The sequence below is a fragment of the Rubricoccus marinus genome (assembly GCF_002257665.1).
Classification (GTDB): Bacteria; Bacteroidota; Rhodothermia; order Rhodothermales; family Rubricoccaceae; genus Rubricoccus; species Rubricoccus marinus.
In genome coordinates, this window is record NZ_MQWB01000001.1 from 2,117,471 (window position 1) to 2,141,658 (window position 24,188).

General features: G+C 68.2%; 25 protein-coding genes. 15 read left to right on the forward strand and 10 right to left on the reverse strand.

What is annotated here, in order from left to right; genetic code table 11:
- Positions 1–3: 3 nt before the first annotated feature.
- Genes BSZ36_RS08900 through BSZ36_RS08930 form a run of 8 tightly spaced genes read left to right on the forward strand, consistent with a single transcriptional unit; the run spans position 4 to position 9,799 of the window.
- Entirely contained in the window at positions 4–1,260 is a 1,257-nt protein-coding gene (locus BSZ36_RS08900) for a GumC family protein (RefSeq protein ID WP_094548041.1), read from the forward strand.
- The gene (locus BSZ36_RS08905; RefSeq protein WP_143536822.1) at positions 1,260–2,669 is read left to right on the forward strand and encodes an O-antigen ligase family protein; all 1,410 of its coding nucleotides are present in this window, start codon (positions 1,260–1,262) and stop codon (positions 2,667–2,669) included. Before BSZ36_RS08900 ends, BSZ36_RS08905 begins: the two co-directional genes overlap by 1 nt.
- The gene (locus BSZ36_RS08910) at positions 2,659–3,579 is read left to right on the forward strand and encodes an FkbM family methyltransferase (RefSeq protein ID WP_094548048.1); all 921 of its coding nucleotides are present in this window, start codon (positions 2,659–2,661) and stop codon (positions 3,577–3,579) included. Before BSZ36_RS08905 ends, BSZ36_RS08910 begins: the two co-directional genes overlap by 11 nt.
- Positions 3,579–4,778, forward strand: coding sequence for a glycosyltransferase (locus BSZ36_RS19355; protein ID WP_179271103.1), 1,200 nt, complete (start codon positions 3,579–3,581; stop codon positions 4,776–4,778). The genes BSZ36_RS08910 and BSZ36_RS19355 overlap by 1 nt, the downstream gene beginning before the upstream one ends.
- Positions 4,775–5,956 (forward strand): glycosyltransferase, encoded by a 1,182-nt coding sequence (locus BSZ36_RS19360; protein WP_179271104.1) that lies wholly within the window; start codon positions 4,775–4,777, stop codon positions 5,954–5,956. The genes BSZ36_RS19355 and BSZ36_RS19360 overlap by 4 nt, the downstream gene beginning before the upstream one ends.
- The gene (locus BSZ36_RS08920) at positions 5,956–7,098 is read left to right on the forward strand and encodes a glycosyltransferase family 4 protein (protein ID WP_094548050.1); all 1,143 of its coding nucleotides are present in this window, start codon (positions 5,956–5,958) and stop codon (positions 7,096–7,098) included. Before BSZ36_RS19360 ends, BSZ36_RS08920 begins: the two co-directional genes overlap by 1 nt.
- Positions 7,095–8,240: a glycosyltransferase family 4 protein gene (locus BSZ36_RS08925; RefSeq protein WP_094548053.1), complete on the forward strand. Its 1,146-nt coding sequence runs from the start codon at positions 7,095–7,097 to the stop codon at positions 8,238–8,240. The genes BSZ36_RS08920 and BSZ36_RS08925 overlap by 4 nt, the downstream gene beginning before the upstream one ends.
- The gene (locus BSZ36_RS08930) at positions 8,237–9,799 is read left to right on the forward strand and encodes a hypothetical protein (protein WP_094548056.1); all 1,563 of its coding nucleotides are present in this window, start codon (positions 8,237–8,239) and stop codon (positions 9,797–9,799) included. Before BSZ36_RS08925 ends, BSZ36_RS08930 begins: the two co-directional genes overlap by 4 nt.
- A 19-nt stretch (positions 9,800–9,818) precedes the next feature.
- Here the strand turns inward: BSZ36_RS08930 and dut are convergent, their stop codons facing one another.
- The 3 genes from dut to meaB all read right to left on the reverse strand — a co-directional run bounded on the left by dut (position 9,819) and on the right by meaB (position 13,046).
- Positions 9,819–10,271: a dUTP diphosphatase gene (gene dut, locus BSZ36_RS08935; RefSeq protein WP_094548058.1), complete on the reverse strand. Its 453-nt coding sequence runs from the start codon at positions 10,269–10,271 to the stop codon at positions 9,819–9,821.
- A gap of 106 nt (positions 10,272–10,377) precedes the next feature.
- On the reverse strand, positions 10,378–11,949 hold the full coding sequence (locus BSZ36_RS08940; RefSeq protein WP_094548061.1) for a peptide MFS transporter: 1,572 nt from the start codon (positions 11,947–11,949) through the stop codon (positions 10,378–10,380).
- Positions 11,950–12,086: 137 nt separating this feature from the next.
- Positions 12,087–13,046, reverse strand: a complete 960-nt coding sequence (gene meaB, locus BSZ36_RS08945) for a methylmalonyl Co-A mutase-associated GTPase MeaB (RefSeq protein ID WP_094548063.1) — start codon at positions 13,044–13,046, stop codon at positions 12,087–12,089.
- Between the two features lie 178 nt (positions 13,047–13,224).
- Between meaB and BSZ36_RS08950 the strand changes: the two genes are divergently transcribed.
- Complete coding sequence (locus BSZ36_RS08950) at positions 13,225–14,244, forward strand: L,D-transpeptidase (RefSeq protein ID WP_094548067.1); 1,020 nt, start codon at positions 13,225–13,227, stop codon at positions 14,242–14,244.
- Positions 14,245–14,290: 46 nt separating this feature from the next.
- On the opposite strand, the gene BSZ36_RS08955 is transcribed toward BSZ36_RS08950, so the two are convergent.
- From BSZ36_RS08955 to rpsF, 5 genes are all read right to left on the reverse strand, one after another.
- On the reverse strand, positions 14,291–14,791 hold the full coding sequence (locus BSZ36_RS08955) for a CAP domain-containing protein (RefSeq protein ID WP_179271105.1): 501 nt from the start codon (positions 14,789–14,791) through the stop codon (positions 14,291–14,293).
- A 125-nt stretch (positions 14,792–14,916) separates the two neighbouring features.
- The gene (locus BSZ36_RS08960; RefSeq protein ID WP_179271106.1) at positions 14,917–15,405 is read right to left on the reverse strand and encodes a protein-disulfide reductase DsbD domain-containing protein; all 489 of its coding nucleotides are present in this window, start codon (positions 15,403–15,405) and stop codon (positions 14,917–14,919) included.
- A 129-nt stretch (positions 15,406–15,534) separates the two neighbouring features.
- Positions 15,535–15,990 carry a 50S ribosomal protein L9 gene (gene rplI / locus BSZ36_RS08965; RefSeq protein ID WP_094548074.1) on the reverse strand — a complete coding sequence of 152 codons (456 nt, stop codon included), beginning with the start codon at positions 15,988–15,990 and terminating at the stop codon, positions 15,535–15,537.
- A gap of 104 nt (positions 15,991–16,094) precedes the next feature.
- A complete protein-coding gene (gene rpsR / locus BSZ36_RS08970) occupies positions 16,095–16,364 on the reverse strand; it encodes a 30S ribosomal protein S18 (RefSeq protein ID WP_094551259.1) in 270 nt (89 codons plus the stop codon).
- Between the two features lie 165 nt (positions 16,365–16,529).
- Complete coding sequence (gene rpsF, locus BSZ36_RS08975) at positions 16,530–16,901, reverse strand: 30S ribosomal protein S6 (protein WP_094548077.1); 372 nt, start codon at positions 16,899–16,901, stop codon at positions 16,530–16,532.
- 476 nt (positions 16,902–17,377) lie between these two features.
- On the opposite strand from rpsF, the gene BSZ36_RS08980 reads away from it, so the two are divergent.
- The gene (locus BSZ36_RS08980; protein WP_094548080.1) at positions 17,378–18,682 is read left to right on the forward strand and encodes a DEAD/DEAH box helicase; all 1,305 of its coding nucleotides are present in this window, start codon (positions 17,378–17,380) and stop codon (positions 18,680–18,682) included.
- Between the two features lie 34 nt (positions 18,683–18,716).
- Here BSZ36_RS08980 and BSZ36_RS08985 read toward each other — a convergent pair whose 3' ends face one another.
- Complete coding sequence (locus tag BSZ36_RS08985) at positions 18,717–19,367, reverse strand: MBL fold metallo-hydrolase (protein WP_094548082.1); 651 nt, start codon at positions 19,365–19,367, stop codon at positions 18,717–18,719.
- A 349-nt stretch (positions 19,368–19,716) separates the two neighbouring features.
- Between BSZ36_RS08985 and cyoE the strand changes: the two genes are divergently transcribed.
- From cyoE to BSZ36_RS09010, 5 genes are all read left to right on the forward strand, one after another.
- Positions 19,717–20,625 carry a heme o synthase gene (gene cyoE, locus BSZ36_RS08990; RefSeq protein WP_094548085.1) on the forward strand — a complete coding sequence of 303 codons (909 nt, stop codon included), beginning with the start codon at positions 19,717–19,719 and terminating at the stop codon, positions 20,623–20,625.
- Between the two features lie 19 nt (positions 20,626–20,644).
- Positions 20,645–21,082: a YqaA family protein gene (locus BSZ36_RS08995; RefSeq protein WP_094548088.1), complete on the forward strand. Its 438-nt coding sequence runs from the start codon at positions 20,645–20,647 to the stop codon at positions 21,080–21,082.
- A gap of 174 nt (positions 21,083–21,256) precedes the next feature.
- Positions 21,257–22,750, forward strand: coding sequence for an aldehyde dehydrogenase family protein (locus tag BSZ36_RS09000; protein WP_094548091.1), 1,494 nt, complete (start codon positions 21,257–21,259; stop codon positions 22,748–22,750).
- A gap of 185 nt (positions 22,751–22,935) precedes the next feature.
- On the forward strand, positions 22,936–23,145 hold the full coding sequence (locus BSZ36_RS09005) for a helix-turn-helix domain-containing protein (protein ID WP_094548093.1): 210 nt from the start codon (positions 22,936–22,938) through the stop codon (positions 23,143–23,145).
- Between the two features lie 120 nt (positions 23,146–23,265).
- Positions 23,266–23,457: a hypothetical protein gene (locus BSZ36_RS09010; protein ID WP_094548096.1), complete on the forward strand. Its 192-nt coding sequence runs from the start codon at positions 23,266–23,268 to the stop codon at positions 23,455–23,457.
- 59 nt (positions 23,458–23,516) lie between these two features.
- Here BSZ36_RS09010 and BSZ36_RS09015 read toward each other — a convergent pair whose 3' ends face one another.
- Complete coding sequence (locus BSZ36_RS09015) at positions 23,517–24,143, reverse strand: plastocyanin/azurin family copper-binding protein (RefSeq protein ID WP_179271107.1); 627 nt, start codon at positions 24,141–24,143, stop codon at positions 23,517–23,519.
- Positions 24,144–24,188: the final 45 nt, after the last annotated feature.

Sequence of the window (24,188 nt, forward strand, 5' to 3'; positions counted from 1 at the left end):
GCGATGTCTACCTCCCTACCCGATGTCCGGATCTCAGGCGGCGACGGCCCCGGCAGCCTGCCACGAGGGGCTGAGCCTCTGGCGCCAGAGGCGCCCGCGAGCGAGGGCGTGATCTCACCGCGGCTCCTCGAGCGGCTGTGGTGGGCGGCCCGCGTGGCCTACCGTGCCCGGTGGGTACTGATCGCCATCACCATCCTCGCAGCTGGCCTCTCGGTCTGGCTGGCGCTGCTGATGCCGAACCGGTTCCAGGCCGAAACCCGCGTCATGCTGCCCGATAGCGGCGACGGCTTTGGAGGCCTGCTCGAATCCATCGCTCCCGGCGCGTCGGCCATCCTCGGGCAAGACGGCGGGGGCGGCTATACGCGCTACTCGGCCATTCTCACCTCTCGGACGTCCCTCGAAGAGGTCGTAGACCGCTTTGACCTGGTCCGCGTGTATGAGACCCAGGAAAAGGCTTCTCCTCGCGATGAAGCCGTAGCGGCGCTTTCTGCGAACACCGGGATCGGTGTCGATCTGGAGTACGACTACCTCTCTGTACGCGTGCTGGATGAGAGCCCCGAGCGCGCCGCCGATATCGCCAACTACTACGTGGCGGTGCTCAACCGGCGGCACATCGCGCTGAGCAGCGGGAGCGCAGCCGAGCAGCGGGAGTTTCTCGAGACGCGTCTGAATGAGGCCGAGCTCGCGCTGGACTCCGCCCGGCAGGCTATGCAAGCATTCCAGGAGCGCAATGGCGTGGTCCAGCTGGAATCCCAGGCAGAAGCGCTGATGGGCGCGATCGGCGCCGCTCGGGGCCAAGTTGCCGAGGCCGAGGTGCGGTACCAGGCGCTCCGGTCCCAGTACGGGGACGAGAACCCGGACGTGTCCGCGGCCCGTGCCGCTGTGTCGTCCGCGCAGTCTCAACTCAACCGCCTGACGGGAGGGGAAGACGCCGTGATGCCCATCCCGCTCCAGCAGTTTCCCGCCGTTGGACGCCAGTATGGGCAACTGATGCAGGAGCTTAAAACGCAAGAGGCCATCCTGACGGCCATCCGCCCCATGTACGAGCAGGCGGCCATGTCGGAGCGCCGCGACGCCAGCGCCGTCCAGGTGCTCGATCCGGCCGTGCCGCCGTCTCGCAAGGCCGAGCCCCGGCGGTCCATCATCGTCCTGTCCGCGACCCTTGCGGCGCCGATCCTCGCGCTGCTGCTGCTGCTGACCTGGGCGCTTGTCCGGGAGAACGGCGCGCGCGTCTTTAGCCGGCTCCGCGCCGAGAGCTAGTGGAGAGTGCAAAGCTCTCACTCCCCCCTCTGCCTCTGGCGGTGGGAAGCGGGCTCGCGGCTACGGGTCTGCTTCTGGCGGTCCTCGCTCTCGCGCCAGAGGCCCTACCCCTCTTGGTGGTCGCGGGAATTGGGCTTCTGGCGCTGCTGGTCTGGGCCCCCTCCGTCGCCGCGCCCCGCACCGTCGGGCTGATCGCCGTCTCCATTCTTAGCATCGCGGCTCTCGGCGGCGACGATGGGACGGACGCGTTCGAGGTCGCCTTCGGCGTTGCGCTGCTTCTCTACCCGGTGCTGTGGTACGTGCTGAGCGCCGCGGAAGGGTACCGATGCATCCGAACGGGTCCCGACCTCGCATACGTCCTCTTTCTAGCAGTCGCGCTCGTTTTCGGCGTCGGTCTCGCCGCTAGAGGCGACGGCTTCAGCGCGGAGTTCCGGTCGGACATCACGACCGTGCTGGCGTTCGCGATGTGGCTGCCGGCACGCGAGGTGTGCATCCGCCACCGCTACGGGCCGCGCATCATCGCGACGCTGCTGATCGGGCTCGGGGTCGTCGCGGCTATTAGCGCCGCGGTACGGCTTCAGATGGCGCTCAGCAGCGCTGAAGCGTTTTACGAAGTCGTGGATGTGCGGATCGCCTCTGGCGAGATCCAGGTGATCGGCGCGCTTCTCACGGCGATGTGCGCCCTGGCGGTGGTTCGCACGCTCGGCATGCGCGTGGTACTGCTCGCCGCGACGGGCTTGCTTCTGGGCGGGTTGATCCTGGCGAAGTCGCGAGGCCCATGGGTGGCTGCGGCGGTGGCCCTTATGATCGCGGGGAGCCTCTTACCAGGGCATGGCAAGCGCAGGCTCGTCGGCTTTAGCCTGTTGGGCGCGGCGCTCCTCGTAGGAGGAGCGATCGCCGTCCTGGGAGACGAACTCGCGCTGATCGGAATCGGCCTGGCGCGGCGCTTGTTCTCCATTTCGAGCGCGTTTACGGCCGATGTGTCGCTTCTCAACCGCTATGAAGAGACCGCCAGTGCGTGGCGAGAGATTCAGCAGAGCCCGATCCTGGGCCATGGTTGGGGCGCCCAGGTGTTTCGGAAGGACCTCATCGCGAATGGCACGCTTTCCTGGGGTTTCATCCACAACGGGTACATCTGGCTCTGGCATAAGGTGGGCATCTTAGGCCTCACGCTGTTCCTGATTCCATTCGGCACCTCGGTACTCTACGGGATCCGTGCGGCAACATCGGCCGCGCTCGCACACGAGGAACGTGCCTACGCGGCTGCGTCGGTTGGTGCCGTGCTCGCGTTCGCCGTGCTCGGCCTCCCCTCGAACCCGTTCGCGGTCTTGGACCAGATACTCATCGTGACCCTCGCGATGGCTCTCGCCAGCGGCCTGTACCACCGCTCCCTGCGCTATGCTCACTGACCGTCTCCGCACACTGCTCCGGCGCTCAGGCCCTGCGCGCGCCCTCGCGAGTCCCCTTCTCGCCGTGCGCCGCCGCATCGTCGGCAGGCGCCATGCGCTTCGAGCCTCCGTGTGGGACGACGCGCGAGGGCTTCTGGCGCAGCCCCCGGTTGTCCGCGTGGACACCTTTGGCGGCACGTTCGAACTCGACCCCCGATCACACATCCTCGCGCGGCTGATGCTGGACGGTGACTACGAGCCGGAGGTCTTCGGCCTATGCGCCAGCCTTCTGGATCCCGAGCGCGACGTGATCGACGTGGGGGCGAATGCGGGCTTCTTCTCCGTAGGGCTCGCGCAGCGCCTTACAAGCGGGCGCCTGCTTGCTATTGAGCCCTCGGCCGCGATGGTGGCGCGCCTCCGAGGCAACCTGGAGCGGAACGGCGTGACGGAGAACGTGCTCGTCGAGCCTCTGGCGTTGTCCGACCGTGAGGGCACGGCATCGCTCAACACCATCCAAGGCAACGAGGAGTACAGCACGCTGGGCGAGGCGGCGCACCCCGCGCTCGCGTCGAGCGGGATCGCCTCTGGCGTGGTGCAGGAACGCATCCGCACGGCTCGTCTGGACGACGTCGTGGCCGCGCATGGTTTGCGCCCGGCGCTGCTGAAGGTGGACGTGGAGGGTTTCGAGGCCCAGGTCTTCGGGGGCGCGATGCAGACTCTCCGAGACCACCGCCCGGCGGTCGTCACCGAGTTCAGCGCCGACCTGCTGCGCGCAAACGGCTCGTCGCCAGAGGCCATGGTCCGACTGTTCGAGTCGTGCGGGTACCGCATCCTGGACCCGTTCACGCCCGGCCACCCGCCCGTGACGCCGACATTTCTTCGAACGACAGAAGAAGTCCTCTGCCTTCCTGAGGAGCACCCGCTCGCGTGATGCGTCCCCGCCTGATGCTGTACGAGTCCGCCTCTGGCGGCCACCGCGCGGAGCACCTCTGCTGGCTCGCCGATGCCTGGATGGCGCGGGACCGTGACGACGTGCTCGTCCTGGTACCGCCTCAGCAGCTAGCGGACAACTTCCCGGAGGTCGCCGATCGGGCTAACGCCAGCGGCGGCCGGATCCGCCTCGCCCCGTACGATTCGGCTCTGGAGCAGGGAACGCAGTGGGATAGCCTGCTCGGAACCCGTCGCGCCGAGCCTCTGGCGCGCGCGATCCTGGCTCACCGGCCGGAGCGGGTCCTGGCGATGAGCTTTGATCACTTTCTCGCGCCGCTGGGATGGGGCGTCCCGCTACCGGCAGACGCTCTGGTCTCGGGCATCTTTTTCCGGCCCACGCTCCACTACGACGCCATCGGATCTCCTTCGACGTCGCTGCGGGAGCGGGCCGAGCGCACGCTAAAGCGACTGCTCACCCGACGCGCTCTACGCCACCCGGCCTTCGACACACTGTTCAGCCTGGACCCGACGGCTGTGCCTGCGCTCCAGGCGCTTGGCCCGAACGTGGCGCTTCTCCCCGACCCGGTCCCGGAGGAGCCCGTTCTCCGCCCTCGCAACGAGGTCCGCGCGGATCTCGGCATCGAACCGGGGCGCACGCTCTTCCTGTTGGCGGGCGGTCTGGACGACCGCAAGGGACCTCTGGAAACGCTCCGGGCGCTCCTCGCGCTCGCGCCAGAGGCCCAAGCGCGTACTGCGGTGGCCTTTATGGGGCGCGTTGGCGCCGATGTCCGGGACCGATTCGACGCGCTTGCCGACGAGGTTCGGGGCTCGACCGCCGTGCAACTCGTCGTGCGCGACGCGTTCGTGCCGACGGGCGAGATGCAGACGGTGGTGGCGGCGGCGGACGTGCTTCTCGTTCCGTACGTGAAGCACGTGGGCTCCAGCGGCTTTTTGATGCGTGCCGCTGGCGCCGGCGTGCCGGTCCTCTCCCAGGCGTGGGGCGCGATGGGTCACCTCGTGCGCGAGCACGGCCTCGGTCAGACAGTCGACCCGACAGACACCCGAGCCCTCGCCACGTCGCTCTCGCGAGCCAGCCAGACGCCAGAGGCGGGGTTCGACCCGGAGGGAGCGGCCCGCTTTGCCGCCCGGTTTACGGTCCAGGCGTACACGGAGACCATCCTCAACCGCCTGGCGCCATGACCGCGTGTGTACTCTGGGCGAGGTTCGGCCCTTACCACATCGCACGCCTGGCCGCAGCACACGGCTATTTCGACGCGCGAGGCGGTACGCTTGTCGGGATGGAGGTCGCGGGTGACGATGCGACGTACGCGTGGGACACCGAAGGCGAGTCCCCTTTCCCGCGGACCTGCGCGTTCCCCGACCGGACGGTCGAGGCGATCCCGAACGCCGAAATGGCGCGCGGAATCACCGAGGCGCTGGACCGCTTGGATCCCTCCGCCGTCGCCTTTGCGAGCTACTCCACGCCCGACGCGCTCGCGGCGCTCGCCTGGTGCCGGCGCAAGAGGCGCACGGCGGTCATGATGTTCGACAGCCGCGCGGAGGACGCGCCCCGGAGCGTGCCGCGGGAAGCGCTCAAGCGCGCGCTGGTCTCGGGCGTTGACGCCGCGCTCGTGGCGGGGACTCAGAGCCGCGCCTACGCTCGCGCCCTGGGCATCCACGAAACGTACGCGCCGCTGGACGTCGTGGACAACGCTTCGTTCGCCTCTGGAGCCGAGCAACCCCGGCCGGCCCTCGCGCCCGACGGGCCGTACTTCCTCGCGTCTGGCCGATTCGTGGGACGCAAGAACCTCTCCACGCTGCTTCGGGCGTACGCGACGTATCGAACGCGGAGCGACGTGCCGTGGCCGCTTGTGTTGCTCGGCGACGGGCCCGAACGCGAGCCTCTGGCGGCCCTCGCCGGCGAAGGCGTGACGTTCGCGGGGTTCCAGCAGCGCGACGCGCTCCCGGCGTTTTACGGCCACGCCGGGGCGTTCGTCCACTCCGCGACGCAGGACCAGTGGGGACTGGTCGTAAACGAGGCGATGGCGGCAGGCCTGCCACTGCTCGTCTCGACCGGCGCAGGATGCGCGCCCGACCTCGTGGAAAACGGTGAGAACGGCTGGACGTTTTCGCCAGAGGCCGAGGACGATCTTGCCGCCCTCCTCTCCCGCACCGCCGCCCTCGCTCCCGAGGTGCGCCAGAGGCTTGGTCAACGCTCGCGCGAGATTGTGGCGAGCTTCCGGCCGGAGGACTTCGCTGAGGGCCTCTGGCGGGCGTGCCTCACGCCTTCCAAGCGGGCGTTCCCGCTCCGCTGTCGCCTCGCGCTCGCCGCCCTCGCGCGCCGCGATCCTCGCGCGTACCACGCCATCCCGGACTGATGCACCTCGCGTTTCTCGCGCTTCAAGACCCCACGGACCCCGCGGCGTTCTCGGGCATCCCGTTCCGGGTCGCGCGCCACCTCCGCGCGGCGCTTGCAGAGCGAGGGGGGCGCTTGAGCACCGTCGGTCCCCTCCATGAGGGCGCCCCGCTGAGCGGGAAGGTCACCAAGCTGAAACACCGGCTGGCGGGCCGGGGGTACCTGGGACACCACACGTGGTTGTCCACGCGCGCGATGAGCCAGCGCGCCAACGAGGCCATTCAGCGGCTCCAGCCCGACGCCGTCCTGTGCCTCTCTTCCCTCCCCTTTGTGGACCTCGATCCGTCCGTTCCCGCGGCCTTCTGGGTGGACGGGACGTTCGAGATGAACCTCGAGTACTACAGCGACTACAGCGGGTTGGCGGACGACAACGTGCGCCAGGGGCTGGAGACGGACCGCGCCGGGATCGCCCGGGCGGACCTCGCGCTGTACGCGTCCGAGGCCGCGGCAGCGTCCGCGATCGGCTACTTCGGCGCGGATCCGGAGCGCGTACACGTTGTCCCATGGGCGGCCAACCTCGATGCTCCCCCTTCGCGCGAAGACGCTGAGCGCGCGCTCGCGGGCCGACGCTCGGACCGGGCGCAGCTCCTGTTTCTGGGCAAAGACTGGTTTCGAAAAGGGGGCGACCGCGCCGTACGCGTAGCCGAGGAGATGACGGCGCTCGGCCTTCCCACCATGCTCCACGTTGCCGGTGCGCACCCGCCTCTGGCGCCCGAAGCCCAAGGCGTGGCTGTAGAGGGGTTTCTGTCGAAGGACGACCCCGCACAACGCCAGAGGCTTTTAGCGCTGCTCCACGACAGCCACTTTCTGCGCATGCCGGTGCGGGCCGAGGACTTCGGATGCGTCTTCGCCGAGGCGGGCGCGTACGCGCTCCCGTCGATCTCCACCCGAACCGGGGGCGTTCCCAGCGCCGTCGGCGACGGCGGCTTGCTGTTCGCGCCAGAGGCCACCCCGCAAGAGATCGCGGCTGACGCGGTCGCTCTGCTTCGCGACAGAGACCGGTACTTTGCTCTCGCGCAGGCGGCTCGAGATCGCTACGAGCAGGAGACAAACTGGGACACCGTCGTTCGGCGCGTCTTGGACCTTTTGGAGCCGCTCGTATGAGTTCCGTCGCGATCGTCGGCCGATTTCCGCCGCCGCTGGACGGTCAGGCGGTGGTCACCCGCACCCTCGCCGATCTGTTGGACCGTGAGCACGGCGGGACGCTAGACGTGCGCCGCTTCAACCTTTCGGCTCCGGAGGGCGACCAGATCAGCGACGTCTCGCGCGGTGACCGACTAAAGCACTACCTCGGTGCCGGTGCACGGCTTCGCACGTGGGCGTCCTCCCTCCCGGCTGGCCCCATTCTCTGGCCGTCCGTTTCTCCCAGCGTGATGGGACACCTGAGAGACGTGGGAACGGTCCTGCCCGCGCTCGGCCGCGAGCGCGAAGTGTACGCCGTCGTCCACCGGGGGGACTTCCACACACAGTTCGAGCACCCCTTGACGCGGTGGACGGCACCGGGGCTCATCCGGCGCCTCGCCGGGGTTGTGTTCCTCTCGCACGGGCTCGCCGAACGCTGTGCCCAGTGGATCCCCCCTGAGAAGCGCATCGTCGTCCACAACACCATCGGGCCAGACGTGGAGGTTCCCCCAGAGGCGGCGCGCGCGAAGTCTGAGCGGTCGGTTTCTGGCCGACCGGTGCGGGTGCTTTTCCTGTCGGGGATGATCCCAAGCAAAGGCTACCTCGTGGTGCTGGACGCGATCGCGGAGTTGCAGCACCGCGGCGTCGAGGTCGAGGCAACGTTTGCAGGCCGCTGGCTCAGCGCGGAAGACGAGCGCGCGTTCTGGACGCGGGCCCACGCCCCTGGCGCTGCGCGCGCGGTCCGGCACCTCGGCGGCGTCAGCGATCGGGCGGAGATCCAGCGGCTCTACCTCGATGCGGACTTTTTCGTGCTGCCCACGACGTACCCCATCGAAGCGCAGCCTCTCACCATTATCGAGGCCTTGAGCGCCGCGACTCCCGTCATCGCGACGCGTCACGCCAGCATCCCGGAGATGATCGAGGACGGCGTGAGCGGACGGTTTGCCGCGCCAGACGCCAACGCGCTCGCGGACGCCGTCGAAGCCTCGATGGAGCCCAATGTATGGTTCGCCCTGTCGCGTGGAGCCCGCGCGCGCTACGATGCCGCGTTCGCGCCAGAGGCCGTCCGCGCTCAGTGGATGGAGCTTCTGGCGCACATGCGCCCCGCTTCTCTGCACGCATGACCCGTCTCCTCTGGCTCGCCATTCTCGCCGCCGCCCCGTTTCTGTGCCTGCGGGCGCAGACGCCAGCCGCTCTCCCGGAGAACGTCCTCTTCGACGACTTCGACTACGCCTCGACGGAGTGGGAGCAGATGATGACGGGCACACCTCCCGCTGCCAGAGGCCCGTACGGCTCGCTGTATGGCCCGAATGAGTGGGTGGTGTCCGCCTCTGGCGAGACCGCGGAGCGCCGGCTGTGGTATCGGTACGCCTGGCAAGAGGGTGGCCCTCCCCAACCCGAGCGTCAGCTGAAGACCAGCACAAACGGGCTGCTGTTCTCGATGATGCCAGGGCGCCACCTCGCGGATGGATGTCCGGACACCACCGGAGGACCGTTGCCCGTGCTCCCCCAGCAGATCGCTTCGGGGTTCTCTGCTCGGCGTGGCACGTGGGCATCGCACGTCAATCTGGGGACCCTCCCGTCACCAGAGCGCGCAGCGATGATCAACGCCTTCTGGCTGCTCTCACCGACGGTCGGCGTTGTTCGGCAACCCGACGGCTCGGATGTCCGGATCACAAACGAGGTAGACCACGAGTGGAACAACCGCTTTCTGGGTTCTTCTCAGGCGTACCTCTTCTCCTCAACGGGCAGCACGCTCGGCACGCAAGGCCTCGGGCGGAAGGCGCCGATGGGCACGCCTCTGGCGCCGCCGCCCCTGGGCATCAACTACGACCGCGAGATCGACGGCGCGGTCGCGGACTCGTGGTCGTGCCTCTACACGCGTGGCGAGACGCGGCTCTCGCTGGCGCCAGAGGCGTGCTCGGCGTTGCTTCAGGGCCGGCGCGTGCGCGGTCTCCCGGCTCCAGAGGGTGAGGTGTTCGCGACCTGGCTGATCCACATCGGCGACGACGGGACGCGGTTTACCCTCGTTTCGGACGGCTGGGGCGGGCGGCTAGAAATGGAATCGTCCCGCCTCTCGCCGCCGACGCAGTTGGAGGTGTTCACGCTCTTTAGCCAGCACTTCAGCCCGGGCGACCACACGACCGGGTGTGGCCTTGGGCCCGCTCTCCAGCGGGAGTATCCCTTTGAGGTCGACTGGTTTCTGTACTCCCCACGCCCCGATCTCGAGCGCGACGAAGCAGTCCGCGTGGTGTCGCAGATCCGTAGTCGCGGCGTCTCCCGCCTCGCCACGATCCCGGGAGCCCGGCTGGAGCGGCCCGAGCGGCCTCTCGTGGGCCACGCGTCGGACTGGGGCTTTGGCGCCTGGACCACGCCGCTCTCACTGGATGTCCGCGCCCCGAGGCATATGGCGTGGGGAGAAACGGCGACGCTTCTAGCGCTGCCACCTGCACGGCACGGCGCGTTCCGCACCACGTGGACGCTCGCCACGCGCTACGAAGACGGCCGGTACGAACGCGAGACCCGGACGGAGGCCTTCGCCCTCCCGTTCACCTTCGCCTCTGGCGTGCGCACGACGCTGGTTCACGTTCGGCTCGAAGAGGTTAACGAGTCCAATCAGACGGTCCGCAACGAGACCGTTCAACCCGTAGAGCACGTGTTCATGATCCACCGCCGAGACTAGACGCGGATCACGCCAGAGGCTAGGCCGTCCCCGTCGAGCCGAAGCCGCCCACCCCGCGCTCGGTCGCGTCCAGGCTCTCCGCCGGCGTGAACCGGACCTGCTCGTACCGCGCGACGACGAGTTGCGCGATCCGCTCGCCTCTGGCGACGTGGAACGTTTCCGGGCCGTGGTTGATGAGCAGCACGCCCACCTCGCCGCGGTAGCCGCTGTCGATCGTTCCAGGGCTGTTCAGAACGGTGACGCCGTGCTTGAAGGCGAGGCCTGATCGGGGCCGCACCTGGCCTTCGGTGCCAGCAGGCAGTGCAATCTTGAGCCCGGTCGGCACGAGCGCGAACGCGCCGGGCGCGAGCGCGAGAGGCTTGCCCTCGGGCACCGCCGCGCGGAGGTCGAGGCCGGCCGCGTCGGGCGTGGCGTGGGCGGGGAGTTGGAGGCCCTCGCCGTGAGGCAGGACGGTAACGGGTACGTCGGTCATGCCGGAAACTAGAACGGGAGCGGCCGTCGTGACCGCTCCCGCTCGTGGAGTCTCAGCGCCTCTGGTGCGCGAAGGCGTGGCCTCTGGCGCCAGAGGCGGCGTGGAATCAGTGGCCGCGGCCGCCCATCGAGATCTCGGCTTTCTCCATCATCCGCTTGAACGGGCCAGCGGCGAAGAAAAAGACGAGACCGGAGAGGATCGAGATGGCAGCGATAAAGCCGAAGAAGCTCGGCCCTTCGAGCGATCCGGAGAAGCTGGCCACGAAGCCGGCGAGGAAGTTGCCGACGGAGGAGCCGAGGAACCAGACACCCATCATGAGCGAGGAGACGCGGGCCGGAGCCAGCTTCGTCATCGCGCTCAGGCCGACGGGCGACAGGGTGAGCTCACCCAACGTGTGCAGCAGGTACGTCAGCACCAGCCACATCGGGCTCACCAGCGCGCCACTCGCCGACGCAGCCGAGGCGCCGATCATGACCACGAAGCCCAGGCCGACGAAGACGAGGCCGATGCCGAACTTGACCGGGCTGGACGGATCCTGATTGCGACGACCGAGCCAGAGCCAGATGCCCGCCACGAGCGGCGCGATCGTGAAGATGAACAGCGCGTTGATGGACTGGAAGAACGACGCCGGGATCTCGAGCCCCAGGAAGCCGCGCTCCGTGTTCTCGTTCGCGAAGATGTTGAGGCTGGAGCCCGCCTGCTCGAAGGCGAGGAAGAACATCACGGCTCCGAAGAACAGCAACCCGATCAGGTAGAGCCTCTTGCGCTCCAGATCGGTCCAGTACTTCCGCGTGAACAGCCAGCCGAAGAGGCCCACCACGATGGCGACGAGGATCACGGAGTAGATCCGCGTGATGGTCGTTTCGTTGAGCGCGTAGAGGCCCATCGCCGAGAGCGCGTAGATGCCTCCCAGGAGCGCGAGCGTTGCCGCGATGCCGATGCCAAAGAGGCGCGTGCTCGCGGGCTTCTCCGCCTGGGCGTCAGGCGCGAGGTGCCCGATCTCGCCGAGGTTTCTGCCCATCACCACGTAGACGATCATGCCGATCACCATGCCGACGCCAGCGGCTGCGAAGCCGAGGTGCCAGTTGATGTTCTCGCCGAGGTAGCCGCAGATCAGCGGCGCCGCGAACGCGCCGATGTTGATGCCCATGTAGAAGATGGTAAACCCGGCGTCGCGGCGGGCATCCTTCTCTGAGTACAGCTGCCCGACCATCACCGAGATGTTCGGCTTGAGCAAGCCGGTACCGATCACGATGAGCCCAAGGCCCGCATAGAACGCGGCGATCCCGGGGACGGCCATCGTGAAGTGGCCCAGCGAGATGATGATGCCGCCCACGAGGACGGATTTCCGCTGACCGAGCAGGCGGTCCGCGATCCAACCGCCCGGCAGGTTGACCAGGTACACGAGGCTCGTATAGAGGCCGTAGATCAGCGCCGACTTGGCGACGTCGTAGCCCAGGCCACCGTTCGCGGTCTCCGCTGTCATGAACAGCACGAGCAGGGCGCGCATGCCGTAGTACGAGAAGCGCTCGAACATCTCCGTAAAGAAGAGGTTGCCCAGCCCAACAGGGTGGCCGAAGAAGCGCGTGTCGTTGACAGCGAGGGCGCCTCCGGCGTGGCCGGGAGCGATTTCGTGGGCGGCGAGGTCGCTCGCCGCTTCGGAGTCGGGTCCTTTCATGAGGGGTCGGTCGGGGTGATCGGGTTGGCGCCTGGGCGCGGGGATACAGAGAAGCCGGGCGAAGATACCATGTGGTAACACGCCCTCTGACGTCCCCGTCCGTGCCCACTCCGTTCTGCCCCGCCTCTGGCGGGCCGCTACGGTTGGATGTCCAGGACCCGTGCCGCGAGCGCGTGCGGCGCGCGCGCTGCGCTGTCCATTTCATGCACCGCCGCCGCTAGCCTCTGGCGGCGCTCCCCGCTCCAGAACGTCTCGCGCCAGAGGCCTTCGACGAGCCGGCGCACGCGGCGGCGTAGCCGTTCCTCTCGCAATGCGTCCCACTCCGACTCTAGCCGGCTGCGATGCGCGTCCAATGCGCCCATCAATCCGTCGATGTTCTCGCCGTTGAGCGCGGACGTTTTGACGACGGTTGGGTTCTCGCCAGAGGCCCCAACGGCCTGCGCCGCGGGCGCCCGCAGGTGCATCATCTGGCGAAGCGCGCGGACCATCGCGCCCGCCTCCGGGTGGTCGGCCTTGTTGACGCAGAACACGTCGGCGACTTCCATGAGGCCTGCTTTCATCGCCTGGACCGCGTCGCCGCTTTCGGGCACGAGGACGACAAGCGTGGTGTCGGCGGTGTCCGCCACGTCGATCTCGCCTTGCCCCACGCCGACGGTTTCGAGCAGGACGACGTCGAAGCCCGCCGCGTCGAACACGTCGCACGCGGCCTCGGCCGCCTCGGCCAGGCCCCCGAGCGCGCCTCTGGCGGCGAGGCTGCGCACAAACACGCCGTCGTCCTCCACGCGGTCGGCCAGGCGCACGCGGTCGCCGAGCAGCGCGCCGCCGGTGAACGGGCTGGACGGGTCCACCGCCACCACCGCCACCGTCTGGCCTCTGGCGCGAAGCGCCGAAACCAGCCGGTCCGTTAGCGTGGACTTCCCAGCGCCCGGCGGGCCCGTGATGCCGATGCGCCACGCGCGGCCCGTGTCGGGATAGAGCGCGTCCACTAGATCAGCCGCGCCCGGCAGCGCGTTCTCCACCGCCGTGAGGGCGCGAGCGATGGTCCGCCTCTGGCGAGAGCGGACGCCAGAAGCGAGGTCGAGGGCGGAATCAGGCACGGTGCAAAAGTCGGGTCGCGCAAGCTCTCACCTCGCGCGGATTCGCGCCAGAGGCAATCAGTGGCCGCCCGCTCGCGTGTACGAATCAGAGCCCAAGACGGGCGTCTCAAACGCCCGGGCACGGACCCTTTGAATCCCGGCGTTGTATACTGGATCAAACGATATCAACCCCTCAGAAATGCTTCGCAACGCGCTTTTTGCCGCCTTCCTCGGCGTCCTCGCCAGCGGCCCCGCCCTCGCGCAGAGCGACTCCGACCGAGCCGCCGACGCCCTGATCTCTCAGGACCTCTCGCAAGACGGTAGCACTGCCTACTTCAGCCAGGCGTGGCTGATGGACACGATGGAAAAGCGGACCTCGGAGAGCATCCGTGACGTGCCGCGCGTCTACTACGACTACTACGTGGTCCCCGAGGGATCCAACCGGCTGGAGGCCCGGCTCTCGCTCTACCGCCAGTACGGCAACCGCGATGTTGTGAAGCCGCTGCTGTGGCTGCTCAACCGGAACGACCTTGAGGACCTCAGCCCCGGCGATACGCTGGTGGTGCCGAGCGCGTTCGGCCTGGACTTCCGCGCGTACTCCCCGTTCCCGCGCTACTACCCCGGCGCGCGCGAACTGGAGAAGATCGTGATCCTGAACAAGACCGTGCAGTCCTGGGCGGCTTACAGCTTTGGCGAGCTCCAGCGGTGGGGCCTCATCAACACCGGTGCGGAAAGCGGACGCACGCCGAGCGGACGGTTCAACGTCAACTGGAAGCAAGATTACCGCGTGAGCACGCTTAGCCCCGGCTACGGCTCCAGCCGCCCCGATGCCGAACTGTGGGAGATGCATTGGGTGATGAACCTCCACGAGCGGCGCGGCATTCACATGCACCAGTACGCGCTCCCGACGGCCGGTCCTGCATCCCACGGTTGCATCCGCCTCTTGGAGCCGGACGCGAAGTGGCTCTACTCGTGGACCGACACCTGGGAGAAGACCGGTGGCGACCACATCTCCTCCGTCGGGGCCACGATCCACGACCAGGGCACGATGGTGCTCATCATCGGCAGTGACATCAGCGAGCCCCCTCAGCCGTTTATGCGCCGTAAGGACTACCCGGTGATCCGCATGGTGGACCTTCCCCCGGACCCGTACATGGTCCCGGCCGGAACGGACCAGCAGGAGCGGTTCGACCGCAAGCGGTCCTCGTCCGCTCCCTGACCCCGGCCTGCCGCCGACAGCACCGCCTCTGGCTTTCCGCCAGAGGTCAGCGCGGGCGTCCAAACACCTGCGTCCAGTAGTTGGACTCGCGCGCGGCGCCCAGTTCGGTAAAGGTCGGGTCCATGATGGCGCTGCAGTGAGCGGGGCTCTGCAAGAGAGCGTCCACGACGCTGCGGACCGGGACATCCATGAGCGCGAGGTTCTCGCCTACGCTCCGCCACGCGTATCCTGCACGGCTCGCGCGGTCTCCGACGCGGCTTCCGTCGCTGCCTGTGTGAGAGAAGCGGCCTGTAGAAGCCATGTCGCGCGAGTGGTGGCGCGCCGCTCGGTGGAGCGCTCCGTCCCACGCGAGAGGCTGCACGGCGTCTTTCCACGTGTCGCCGCAGCTTCGTCCCTCGGCGCGCGCGGCGTTGACCGCCACCAACATCTCAGTCCAGGCCTCCCCACTAGTGGAGGTGGTCGGATCACTGGAGGGGTCCGTCAGGAGGTCCGCCACCTCGCAGCCGCTGAGGGCAAAGAGGGCAGCAAGAAGAACGAGGCGAGACATGGGCAGAGAATCGGTCCGATGCGGCCAGGGTATCGGCCGTTTGGGGGTGTGCCGCATGACTTGCGCACAAGGTCACGCGGAGTTGACGCCAGAGGCTCTCTGCCCGAAGGCCTCTGGCGCAGAACCTACCCCCCTACCGAGAGCGTGGCCCGGACGGGGACGGTCGTCGGCGGGAGGCACACGCTGTCGTTGCAGACCGCGAAGCGGATTTCAGCTCCTACGCGGTGCCGTCCGGACGCGCGCGTGGTGACGTGGAGCCCCTGCGAGACGCGCGCGGTCCCGGAGTGGTAGGTGTAGCTCTCCTTCAGGATCTCGTCGTACTTCTCCTGCGGCCGCGTCTGTCGGAGCCCGCCTCTGGCGCTGACGCCGGTCGGAAGTGCGCCAATGGTGAGCGTCAGCGGGATGCCCGAAGGCGACTCGGCGGCGTAGAGGCGCCATCCGTCCGCGATGGTGGCGGACGCCACGAACCGCGCTTCCCCCGCGTCCTCGCCGGGCACGATGCGCGCGGTCCACGTCACGAGGTCGGTCGCCCGAAGCGGGCCCGAGGAGGAGCTTTGAGCGCTCGCGCCAGAGGCGAATGCGAGCAGGGCGATAGCGGTGAGCAGGCGAATCACAACCGAGCAGGTGGGGACGAAAGAGAGGCGAACGTCGCGAGGGGCTCGAAACGTACAGCGCCCGCCCCGGGGTCCGGAGCGGGCGCTGAAGCGGGTGAGGCGCGGACCGCGCGCCTCTGGCGCCAGAGGCTAGATGGTCTCCTCGTTGGGGACCACCTTGACCTTGACCTCCGCCGTGTGCTCCGGGGAGATCCGGACCGTTGCGGGGTAGACGCCCACGGTCTTGATGTCCTCGGTCAGCGTGATCTTGCGGCGGTCGACGGGCAGGCCCTGGGCTTCGAGGCCCTCGGCGATCTGCTGCGTGGTGATCGATCCGAAGATGCGATCCTCCTCGCCGGTCTTCATCGCGATGACAACCTCGGTGCCTTCGAGCTTGGCCGCGAGTTGCGCGTCCTTCTCGCGACGGGCTTCGAGCTTGTGCTCCTGCTGCCGGCGCTCCTCGGTGTAACGCTTCACGTTGGACTTGCTCGCGATGACCGCGAGCTGGCGGGGCACGAGGAAGTTGCGCCCGTATCCGTTCTTGACCTCGACGACGTCGCCCCGAAGGCCGAGCGTGTCGTGGTCCTCAGTCAGAATGACTTTCATATCAGTGTTCGGTGTTCGGTTGTCGGCTGTCGGTGTTCAGCGGCCGAGGCCTCTGGCGGCGCGGGGCCGCTCATGCTGAGCACCGAGCACCCAAAAACCGATGACTACTTGACGTTGTCGGCGACGAAGGGCAGAAGGGCGCAGTGACGGGCGCGCTTGATGGCGGTCGTCAGCTGGCGCTGGAACTTGGCGGAGACTCCGGTCATGCGACGCGGGAAGATCCGGCCCTGCTCGTTGATGTACTGCTTGAGCGTCTCGACGTCCTTGTAGTCGATGTACTCGATACCGGCGGCCTTGAACGGGCAGCTCTGGCGCTCGTGACGCGCACCGGGCGCCGCGATGCGCTCCAGGGTGTCGTTCGTGGAGCCCGCCATGAGGGTGGCGGCCGTCTTGGGGTCCACCGCCTTCTTAACGATCTCGCGGTCGCTCTGCTCGGCGATCTGCTCGACCTGCGTCGCGGGGGCGTCGTCGGTGGGGGCGCTAACGCCCTCCATCGCGGTGGTTTTCGGGGTTGGAGTGACTTCCATCGGAGGGATCGGTTAGGCGGATTCGGTACGGGTGGGCATCTTCGGCGCGTCGCCCGTCTTCATGGCTTCGTAGTGGCGCGCCATCTTCGCGTCGTAGCGAAGGAGGAGGTGCCGCATGATGTCGTCGTTGATGCGCAGGGCGCGATCGAGACGGGCGATGAACTCGCCGGGCGCCGAGAAGTTGACGATCACGTAGTAGCCGTTCCGCTTCTTCTCGATGGGGTAGGCCAGCCGCTGGCTGCCTTGGACGTTCGTGTTGTCGATGGTCGCCTCGTTCTCCTTGAGGTAGGCATCGACGCGCTTGACGATGTCAGCGGTCTGCTCCTCGTTGAGAACAGGGTTGATGATGTACATCAGTTCGTACATCGGGGGCTTGGTAGCCATTGGGCGTGCGGGCAGTCCCGCGGGTGTCCCTGTGGGATACGTGTGGAGTCCGGCCGGTCCCGGTCTCTCCGGGCGGCCGACGTATGCCCGCCAGAGGCGCAGCGCGCGCCGAGGCAGGCAGGGGCCTCTGGCGACGTGGCGCCAGCGACGGACACAAAACTAGGAAACCGAGCCCTGCAGGCGGGTGCATGGGGGGTGAATTGGCAACGGTTGTTGCGTCCGCCGATGGATCCCCCGAGAGGCCTCTGGCGCCAGAGGCGGTGTGCAGCGCACCCTTTGTGAGGCCTACGACGCTCCGCAAGAAGGCGAAGCAGAGGCGCCCAGCCGCCCCGTCCCCGATCTTAGAAGCTCATCGCTACCGGCCGGGGCGCCGTCGGCGCCGTCGTGATTCTCGGAAGCGGACCCCTTCGCTTCCCCGCTCGCCTTCGCTGTAGGCCCTCTTGGGCCTCCGGCGCCAGAGGCTGAGCCCACGACGCATGACGTTCGACGATTTCAACCTTTCCCCCGCCGTCCGCAAGGGCGTGCAAGACGCGGGATACACCACGCCCACCCCCGTCCAGGCGGCGACGCTCCCCCACGGCCTCAAAGGCATCGACGTGGTCGGCGTGGCGCAGACGGGGACGGGCAAAACGGCGGCCTTCGTGCTGCCCATCCTGGACTACCTGGAGCGCGAGCCCTCGAAGGGATCCGGGCGCCAGCGGCCCATCCGTGCGCTCGTGGTCACGCCCACGCGTGAGCTGGCGATCCAGGTGACGGACGCCGCGAAGACGTACGGCAAGCACACCTCCATCCGCAGCGCGACGATCTACGGTGGCGTAAGTAAGGGCAAGCAGCGCGAGGCCATTCGCCGAGGCACCGACCTGGTCGTCGCCACCCCCGGCCGCCTGCTGGACTTTATGGGCGAGGGCGTGATCGACCTCTCCAAGGTGGACGTGCTCGTGTTGGATGAGGCCGACCGCATGTTCGACATGGGCTTCATCAAGGACGTGCGCAAGATTGTTGCCGCCGTGCCGGAGCAGCGCCAGACGATGCTGTTCTCGGCCACGATGCCCAAGGCTATCCAGGAGCTTGCGAAAAGCATCCTTTACAAGCCCGAGACCGTGGAGGTGGGCCAGCGGCGGGACCCGGCGGCGACCGTGACGCAACGCGCCGTTCGCATCGCGGAGGCGGAGAAGCAGGCGTTGCTGCACCACATCATCGAGACCGAGGACGTGCAGAAGATCATCGTCTTCTCCCGCACGAAGTACCGCGCCGACCGCATCAAGAAAAAGCTGGACCGCGCGGGCTACAGCGCCATCGCCATCCATTCTAACCGCAGCCAGGGGCAGCGCCAGCGCGCGCTCAAGGGCTTCGAGGGCGGCGAGTACCAGATCATGGTCGCGACCGACATCGCCGCCAGAGGCATCGACATCGACGGCGTCTCGCACGTTATCAACTTCGACACGCCGAACATCCCGGAGGACTACATCCACCGCATCGGCCGAACAGGCCGCGCGGAGACGACGGGCGACGCGATCTCCTTCATCTCGGCACCGGAGAACGACAACCTCCGCGCGATCGAGAAGCACACCGGCCGTGAGATCGAGCAGGTGACCTACGAAGGCTTCGACGCGCCCGCGATGAGCGAGGCCATCCAGAAGGCCTCTGGCGGTAAGGGCGGGAACCGGGGCGGTGGAAACCGCGGCGGCGGCCGGGCCTCTGGCGGCGCCGGCAAGGGCAACGGCCGCAAGCGCAGCTCCGGCGGCGGCAAGGGCCGCGGCCGAGGCTCTCGCAGCCGCTAACCGCTCCGGCCTCTGGCGGTGACGCCAGAGGCCGCTACCCAACCAGGAACGGGTTCGAGCGGCGCTCGGCGCCGACCGTCGTGCTCGAGCCGTGGCCGGAGTAGACGACCGTCTCGTCGGGGAGCGTGAGGAGTTGCTCGCGGATGGACGCCAGGAGCGTGGCGGTATCACCGCCCCACAGATCCGTGCGGCCGATGGAGCCCTGGAACAGCACGTCGCCGCCGATGACCTGGCCGTTGGCGTGGTCCACGAACACGACCGAACCCGGCGAGTGGCCGGGCGCGTGGCGCACCTCCAGCGTGGATTCACCTAGTTCGATCTGGTCACCGTGCGCGAGGTCGCGCGTCGGCGCGGGCGGCTCGGTCACGCGGATGCCGAACATCTCACCCTGAACGCGAGCGTTCTGCAGCAGCGGCAGGTCCGCCGGATGCATCGCCCAGCCTCCGCCCTCGGCGCCAGAGGCGTAGCGCGCCGCGAACTGCGAGCAGCCGAGGATGTGGTCCAGGTGTCCGTGCGTGAGCAGCAGGTGCCGGACGCGCAGCCCGTTGCGCTCGATGTAGCTGTGCACGCGGTCGCGCTCCTCGCCAGAGGCCGTCCCGGGGTCGACCACGGCCGCCTCGCCCGCGCTGTGGATGACGTAGGTGTTCTCGGGAAACGGGCCGACGGTAAAGGAGCGGACGGTCATGCGGGGACTGGGGACTGGGGACTGGGGACTGGGGACTGGAAGATCGCAGTTGGGCGGGCCTCTGGCGCTTCAGGGGATGCGTACTGCGTGATGCGGTAGGGGTAGCCACGAGGAGCCTTACCGGTCAGGTCCAGGTCCTAAACCGTTCGGTGCCGCGCTCGGCCTCTGGCGCCAGAGGCGGAACAAATCGGGCGGCGCCCCTCCTCATCCCTCATCCCTCATCCCTCATCCCTCATCCCTCATCCCTCATCCCTCATCCCTCATCCCTCATCCCTCCGCGATCCGCCGCAACTTGACGGAACGGATCCCGTGGTTGGGGTTTGATTGAAGCACGAACGACACCCGCCCCATGCGGTCCTCCACACCGCTAACCGCTCCCGCAGAAACCGCCGAGTTCGCTCGGTTCGCGGACTACCGCGAGTTGCTCAAACCCGGCATCGCCTCGTTCGTCGTCGTGATGGCGGCGGCGAGCTACCTGCTGGGCTCGGACGGCACGATCGTGTGGAAAACGCTGATCGGCCTGATGGTGGGGACGGGGCTGACCGCCGGCGGCGCGGGCACGCTCAACCACGTCGTGGAGCGGGACCTCGACGCCCGCATGGGCCGCACGCGCCAAAGGCCGGTGTCGGCCGGCCGCGTCTCGCCTCTGGCGGGAGCGCTCTACGGCATCGGGTGCGCTGTAGCGGGCGCGGTTGTCCTTGCGCTGACCACCAACCCGATCACGACCGCCCTCTCGGTCCTGACCGTCGGCCTGTACGTGCTGGTGTACACGCCGCTCAAGCAACGGACGGTCCACAACACGCTCGTCGGCGCGATCCCCGGCGCCCTCCCAGCGCTGGGCGGCGTGACGGCGGCCACGGGCTCGCTCAACACGACCGGCTGGGTGCTGTTCGGCATCCTCTTCCTGTGGCAGCTCCCGCACTTCTACGCCCTCGCGTGGGTGCTCCGCGAGGACTACCAGAAGGGCGGCTTCAAGATGCTCCCGAGCGCCAGAGGCGGGGTGCGCGCCACCACGAGCATCGCGCTCGTCTCCACGCTCGCGCTTCTCGTCGTAGGCATGCTGCCCGGCGCGACGGGCGCGGCCGGGATGCTGTACCTCGTCGGGATGGCCTTTATCGGGGTCGTGTTCACCATTCCCGCCTTCTCGTTTTACTCCGAGCCCAACGACGAGCGCGCACGGCGCCTTTTCCTCACGTCCGTGATCTGGGTCCCGTGCTTTTTCGCTCTCGTCGTCGCGGACGTGCTGCTGCGGTGGTAGGCCTCTGGCGCCAGGGGCCGTGAGCGCCGACCTCGCGCTGTGGGTCGAGGCCTACGGCGCGCTCGGCCTCGCAGGCGCGGCGTTTCTGGGGGCGACGCTCGTGCCGATCTCCTCCGAGGTCGCCTTCGTGGCTGCCCTGCGCCTCGGCATGGCGGCGCCAGAGGCGCTCCTCTGGGCGACGCTTGGCAACTCGCTCGGGTGCGCGCTGAACTACGTGCTCGGGCGGTGGGGCCGCGAGCGCATCGAGCCCAAGCTTCAGGCCTCTGGCGCAGGCCGGACCGCGCTTAGGTGGACGGAGCGGTTCGGCGTGCCGGCGCTGCTTCTCTCGTGGCTGCCCGTGATCGGCGACCCTTTGACGCTGGCGGCGGGCGTAGCGCGCGTGCGCCCGTGGGTGTTCATCGCGCTCGTGGTCTCGGTCCGTGGCCTCCGGTACCTCGCGCTCGTCCCGCTGGGCTAGGCCTCTGGCGCCAGAGGCATCCCGCTGCGGATCGTCGGCGGTTTCGAGACCGTCGGCGCACTGCGAACCTCGGGCGGAGAATCGGCGCGCAGGCCGCCCCTGAAAGCCCTTCCGGCTACCTTCACGCGATACGTTCCGGGCCACAGGCCCCCTCCCTCTCCTCAATCCCGACTCATGGCCGACCACATCTTCAAGAACTACATCAACGGCGAGTGGCGCGACGCCGCCTCTGGCGAGACGTTCGAGAGCCGCAACCCGGCGATCAACTCCGACCTCGTCGGCACCTTCCCCGCCTCTGGCGAGGCGGACGTGGCCGAGGCCGTCGCGGCGGCAAAGGCGGCCTTCCGCGAGTGGAGCCTGATGCCCGCGCCCAAGCGCGGCGAGATCCTCAAGCGCGTCGGCGACATCATGACCGAGCGCAAAAGCGAGATCGCGCACGCGATGACGCGCGAGATGGGCAAGCCCTTTTTCGAGACCAAGGGCGACGTGCAGGAGGCCATCGACACGGCCTACTACGCGATGACGATGGGCCGCCAGCTCTTCGGCCACACGGTCCCGAGCGAGATGTCGAACAAGTTCAACATGACCGTCCGGCGCCCCATCGGCGTCTGCGGCCTCATCACGGCCTGGAACTTCCCCGTCGCCGTCCCGACGTGGAAGATGTTTCCCGCCATCCTGAGCGGCAACACCGTTGTGTTCAAGCCCAGCGAGGACGCCCCGCACTCGGGCGCGCTTCTCGTGCAGGTGATGCACGATGCCGGCGTTCCTAAGGGCGTCGTCAACCTGGTGCAGGGCGCGGGCGTGACCGGCCAGGCGATCGTGGACCACCCGGACGTGGCCGCTATCTCCTTTACCGGCTCCTCGGAGACCGGCGCGAAGATCGCCGCCGACGCTGCGGCACGGCACGCGCGCGTCAGCCTGGAGATGGGCGGGAAGAACCCGGCCATCGTCATGGAGGACGGCGACGTGGACCTCGCGATGGAGGGCCTCATCTGGGGCGCCTACGGCACGACCGGCCAGCGCTGCACCGCCACGAGCCGCCTCATCGTCCACGAGGACGTACACGACGACTTAGTGGAGCGCATCATCGCCAAGGCGAGCACGCTCAAGCTGGGCTATGGCAACGACTCCGACACGGAGATGGGCCCGCTCATCAACCAGAAGGCGCTCGACAAGGTGACCGGCTACATGGACGTCGCCCGCGAGGACGGCGCGACGATCGCGATGGGCGGTGAGCGCGCCTCTGGCGAAGGCCTGGACGACGGCTACTTCTTCCAGCCGACGCTCCTCACGGGCGTCACCCGCGATATGCGCGTGGCGCGAGAGGAGATCTTCGGGCCGGTCCTCTCGGTCATCAAGATCAAGAGCTTCGACGAGGCCATCGAGGTCGCCAACGACGTCGCTTTTGGCCTCTCCAGCGCGATCTACACCCGCGACGTGGCCCGCGCCTTCCGTGCGCTGCGCGACATCGACGCCGGGATCACGTACGTCAACGGCCCGACCATCGGCGCCGAGGCGCACATGAGCTTCGGCGGCGTCAAAGCCACCGGCAACGGCCACCGCGAAGGCGGCTGGGAGGTCTACGACTTCTACACCGAAACCAAGACCTGCTACATCGACTTCTCCGGCGGCCTCCAGCGCGCGCAGATCGACAACTACGACGACTAGCCTCTGGCGACCCCGTCTCGCGCCAGAGGCGCTTCCGGCCCGGCTCTCTCCATAGAGCCGGGCCTCTTTTGTAGGCGCTAGAGGCGGAGCCTGCGGCTGCGCAGATAGGCCTGCGGGGACCGAGCCGACGCCTAGCAAACAAATTCAGCCTCTGGCGGTAGAACGGTCTCACATCCGCACCGCCCATGCCCGAGACCGAAACGCGAACCGTCACCCAGGAAGTCCTTTTTCAACTTGCCCGGATCCCCGGCGCCGTCCACCGGGATGACCTCGCGAAAGCCGCGGGGACCACGCCGGACTACGCCGGGCGCGTGCTCGGCAAGCTCGTACAGACCGGGCACGCGGCACGCGTGGGTCGCGGCACGTACAAGCTGACGCGTAACGTAAAGCAGTAGCGCCAGAGGCCTCTGGCGGCGGGGCTTCACCAGAGCGGGACCGGGGTTTCATGGACAATCTCCTGGGGTTCCAATACCTTCCAGGAGCGCGCCGCGCCTCGCCCACCATACCCGCTCCGCATGTCCGCCCAGATCGACCCCAGCCTCGACGCCCCCGCCCGCGTCGCCGTCCGCCTTCTCGAAGCCGACCACATCTCGCTGGGCCGCGCCGCCGAACTCGCCGGGACCGACGTCCGCGGCATGCTGGACGCGATGGGCTACGACCTCGTCCCCGTCGTGATCGACACCGAGAGCGAGGACTCCGCGGCGTAACACCTGCGCCGTTTGGGATTCAGCCTCTGGCGAGCCTCCATGGCGCCAGAGGCCCCGACTTAGTGCCCGCCCGTGTGGGCTTCGGCCTTGCCCGCGAGAGACACGCCCTGCGAGAGCGCGAGGCCGGGAGCCGTCGCGCGGATGATGTAGACGCCGGGGCGCGAGGCGCCAGCGGCCCACACGAAGTCGGTCTGCCCTGCGGCGGCCACCCCTTCGTAGATCACGTCGACCTCGCGGCCTCTGGCGTCGAACACCGCGACGCGTACGGTTTCGGACTGCACAAGCGTGAGCACGAGGCGGACGGACCCCGTAAACGGGTTCTCGCTCGCGAGGGTCAGGCTCGCGCTGGCGTCGGGCGCCTCTTCCGTGGACGTGTTGGACGTGACGGTGATGGAGCCCTGCATAACGCCCGAGTGCGGGTCGCACTGGTACGTGGAGGTACCGATCTGGCTAAACGTGAACTCGTAGGTCCACCCCGCCCCGACGTCCGGGCGCCCGAAGGCCTCCGGCCCCGACAGCTGCGAGACGTTGTGGGCGCCGTCCTCGTTGACCCACCGGACGGTGTCCCCCGCCTCAATCGTCAGCGCAGCGGGCGTAAACGTAAAGCTCCGCACGACGACCGTGTGGGTGGTCTGGGCTGAAGCGCCAGAGGCGCACAAAAGCAGGGCGAGCAGGAACGTGCGCATGTCAGAGCAAGGATGGGGACGGCAACGTACGCCAGAGGCGCTATC

What these genes read in the sequence shown, in the direction of transcription:
- BSZ36_RS08900 (WP_094548041.1), top strand. Translation starts at nt 4, where the DNA reads ATGTCTACCTCCCTACCCGATGTCCGGATCTCAGGCGGCGACGGCCCC.
- BSZ36_RS08910 (WP_094548048.1), top strand. Translation starts at nt 2,659, where the DNA reads ATGCTCACTGACCGTCTCCGCACACTGCTCCGGCGCTCAGGCCCTGCG.
- BSZ36_RS19355 (WP_179271103.1), top strand. Translation starts at nt 3,579, where the DNA reads ATGCGTCCCCGCCTGATGCTGTACGAGTCCGCCTCTGGCGGCCACCGC.
- BSZ36_RS19360 (WP_179271104.1), top strand. Translation starts at nt 4,775, where the DNA reads ATGACCGCGTGTGTACTCTGGGCGAGGTTCGGCCCTTACCACATCGCA.
- BSZ36_RS08920 (WP_094548050.1), top strand. Translation starts at nt 5,956, where the DNA reads ATGCACCTCGCGTTTCTCGCGCTTCAAGACCCCACGGACCCCGCGGCG.
- BSZ36_RS08925 (WP_094548053.1), top strand. Translation starts at nt 7,095, where the DNA reads ATGAGTTCCGTCGCGATCGTCGGCCGATTTCCGCCGCCGCTGGACGGT.
- BSZ36_RS08930 (WP_094548056.1), top strand. Translation starts at nt 8,237, where the DNA reads ATGACCCGTCTCCTCTGGCTCGCCATTCTCGCCGCCGCCCCGTTTCTG.
- dut (WP_094548058.1), bottom strand. Translation starts at nt 10,271, where the DNA reads ATGACCGACGTACCCGTTACCGTCCTGCCTCACGGCGAGGGCCTCCAA.
- BSZ36_RS08940 (WP_094548061.1), bottom strand. Translation starts at nt 11,949, where the DNA reads ATGAAAGGACCCGACTCCGAAGCGGCGAGCGACCTCGCCGCCCACGAA.
- BSZ36_RS08950 (WP_094548067.1), top strand. Translation starts at nt 13,225, where the DNA reads ATGCTTCGCAACGCGCTTTTTGCCGCCTTCCTCGGCGTCCTCGCCAGC.
- BSZ36_RS08955 (WP_179271105.1), bottom strand. Translation starts at nt 14,791, where the DNA reads ATGTCTCGCCTCGTTCTTCTTGCTGCCCTCTTTGCCCTCAGCGGCTGC.
- rplI (WP_094548074.1), bottom strand. Translation starts at nt 15,990, where the DNA reads ATGAAAGTCATTCTGACTGAGGACCACGACACGCTCGGCCTTCGGGGC.
- rpsR (WP_094551259.1), bottom strand. Translation starts at nt 16,364, where the DNA reads ATGGCGGGCTCCACGAACGACACCCTGGAGCGCATCGCGGCGCCCGGT.
- rpsF (WP_094548077.1), bottom strand. Translation starts at nt 16,901, where the DNA reads ATGGCTACCAAGCCCCCGATGTACGAACTGATGTACATCATCAACCCT.
- BSZ36_RS08980 (WP_094548080.1), top strand. Translation starts at nt 17,378, where the DNA reads ATGACGTTCGACGATTTCAACCTTTCCCCCGCCGTCCGCAAGGGCGTG.
- BSZ36_RS08985 (WP_094548082.1), bottom strand. Translation starts at nt 19,367, where the DNA reads ATGACCGTCCGCTCCTTTACCGTCGGCCCGTTTCCCGAGAACACCTAC.
- cyoE (WP_094548085.1), top strand. Translation starts at nt 19,717, where the DNA reads ATGCGGTCCTCCACACCGCTAACCGCTCCCGCAGAAACCGCCGAGTTC.
- BSZ36_RS09000 (WP_094548091.1), top strand. Translation starts at nt 21,257, where the DNA reads ATGGCCGACCACATCTTCAAGAACTACATCAACGGCGAGTGGCGCGAC.
- BSZ36_RS09005 (WP_094548093.1), top strand. Translation starts at nt 22,936, where the DNA reads ATGCCCGAGACCGAAACGCGAACCGTCACCCAGGAAGTCCTTTTTCAA.
- BSZ36_RS09010 (WP_094548096.1), top strand. Translation starts at nt 23,266, where the DNA reads ATGTCCGCCCAGATCGACCCCAGCCTCGACGCCCCCGCCCGCGTCGCC.
- BSZ36_RS09015 (WP_179271107.1), bottom strand. Translation starts at nt 24,143, where the DNA reads ATGCGCACGTTCCTGCTCGCCCTGCTTTTGTGCGCCTCTGGCGCTTCA.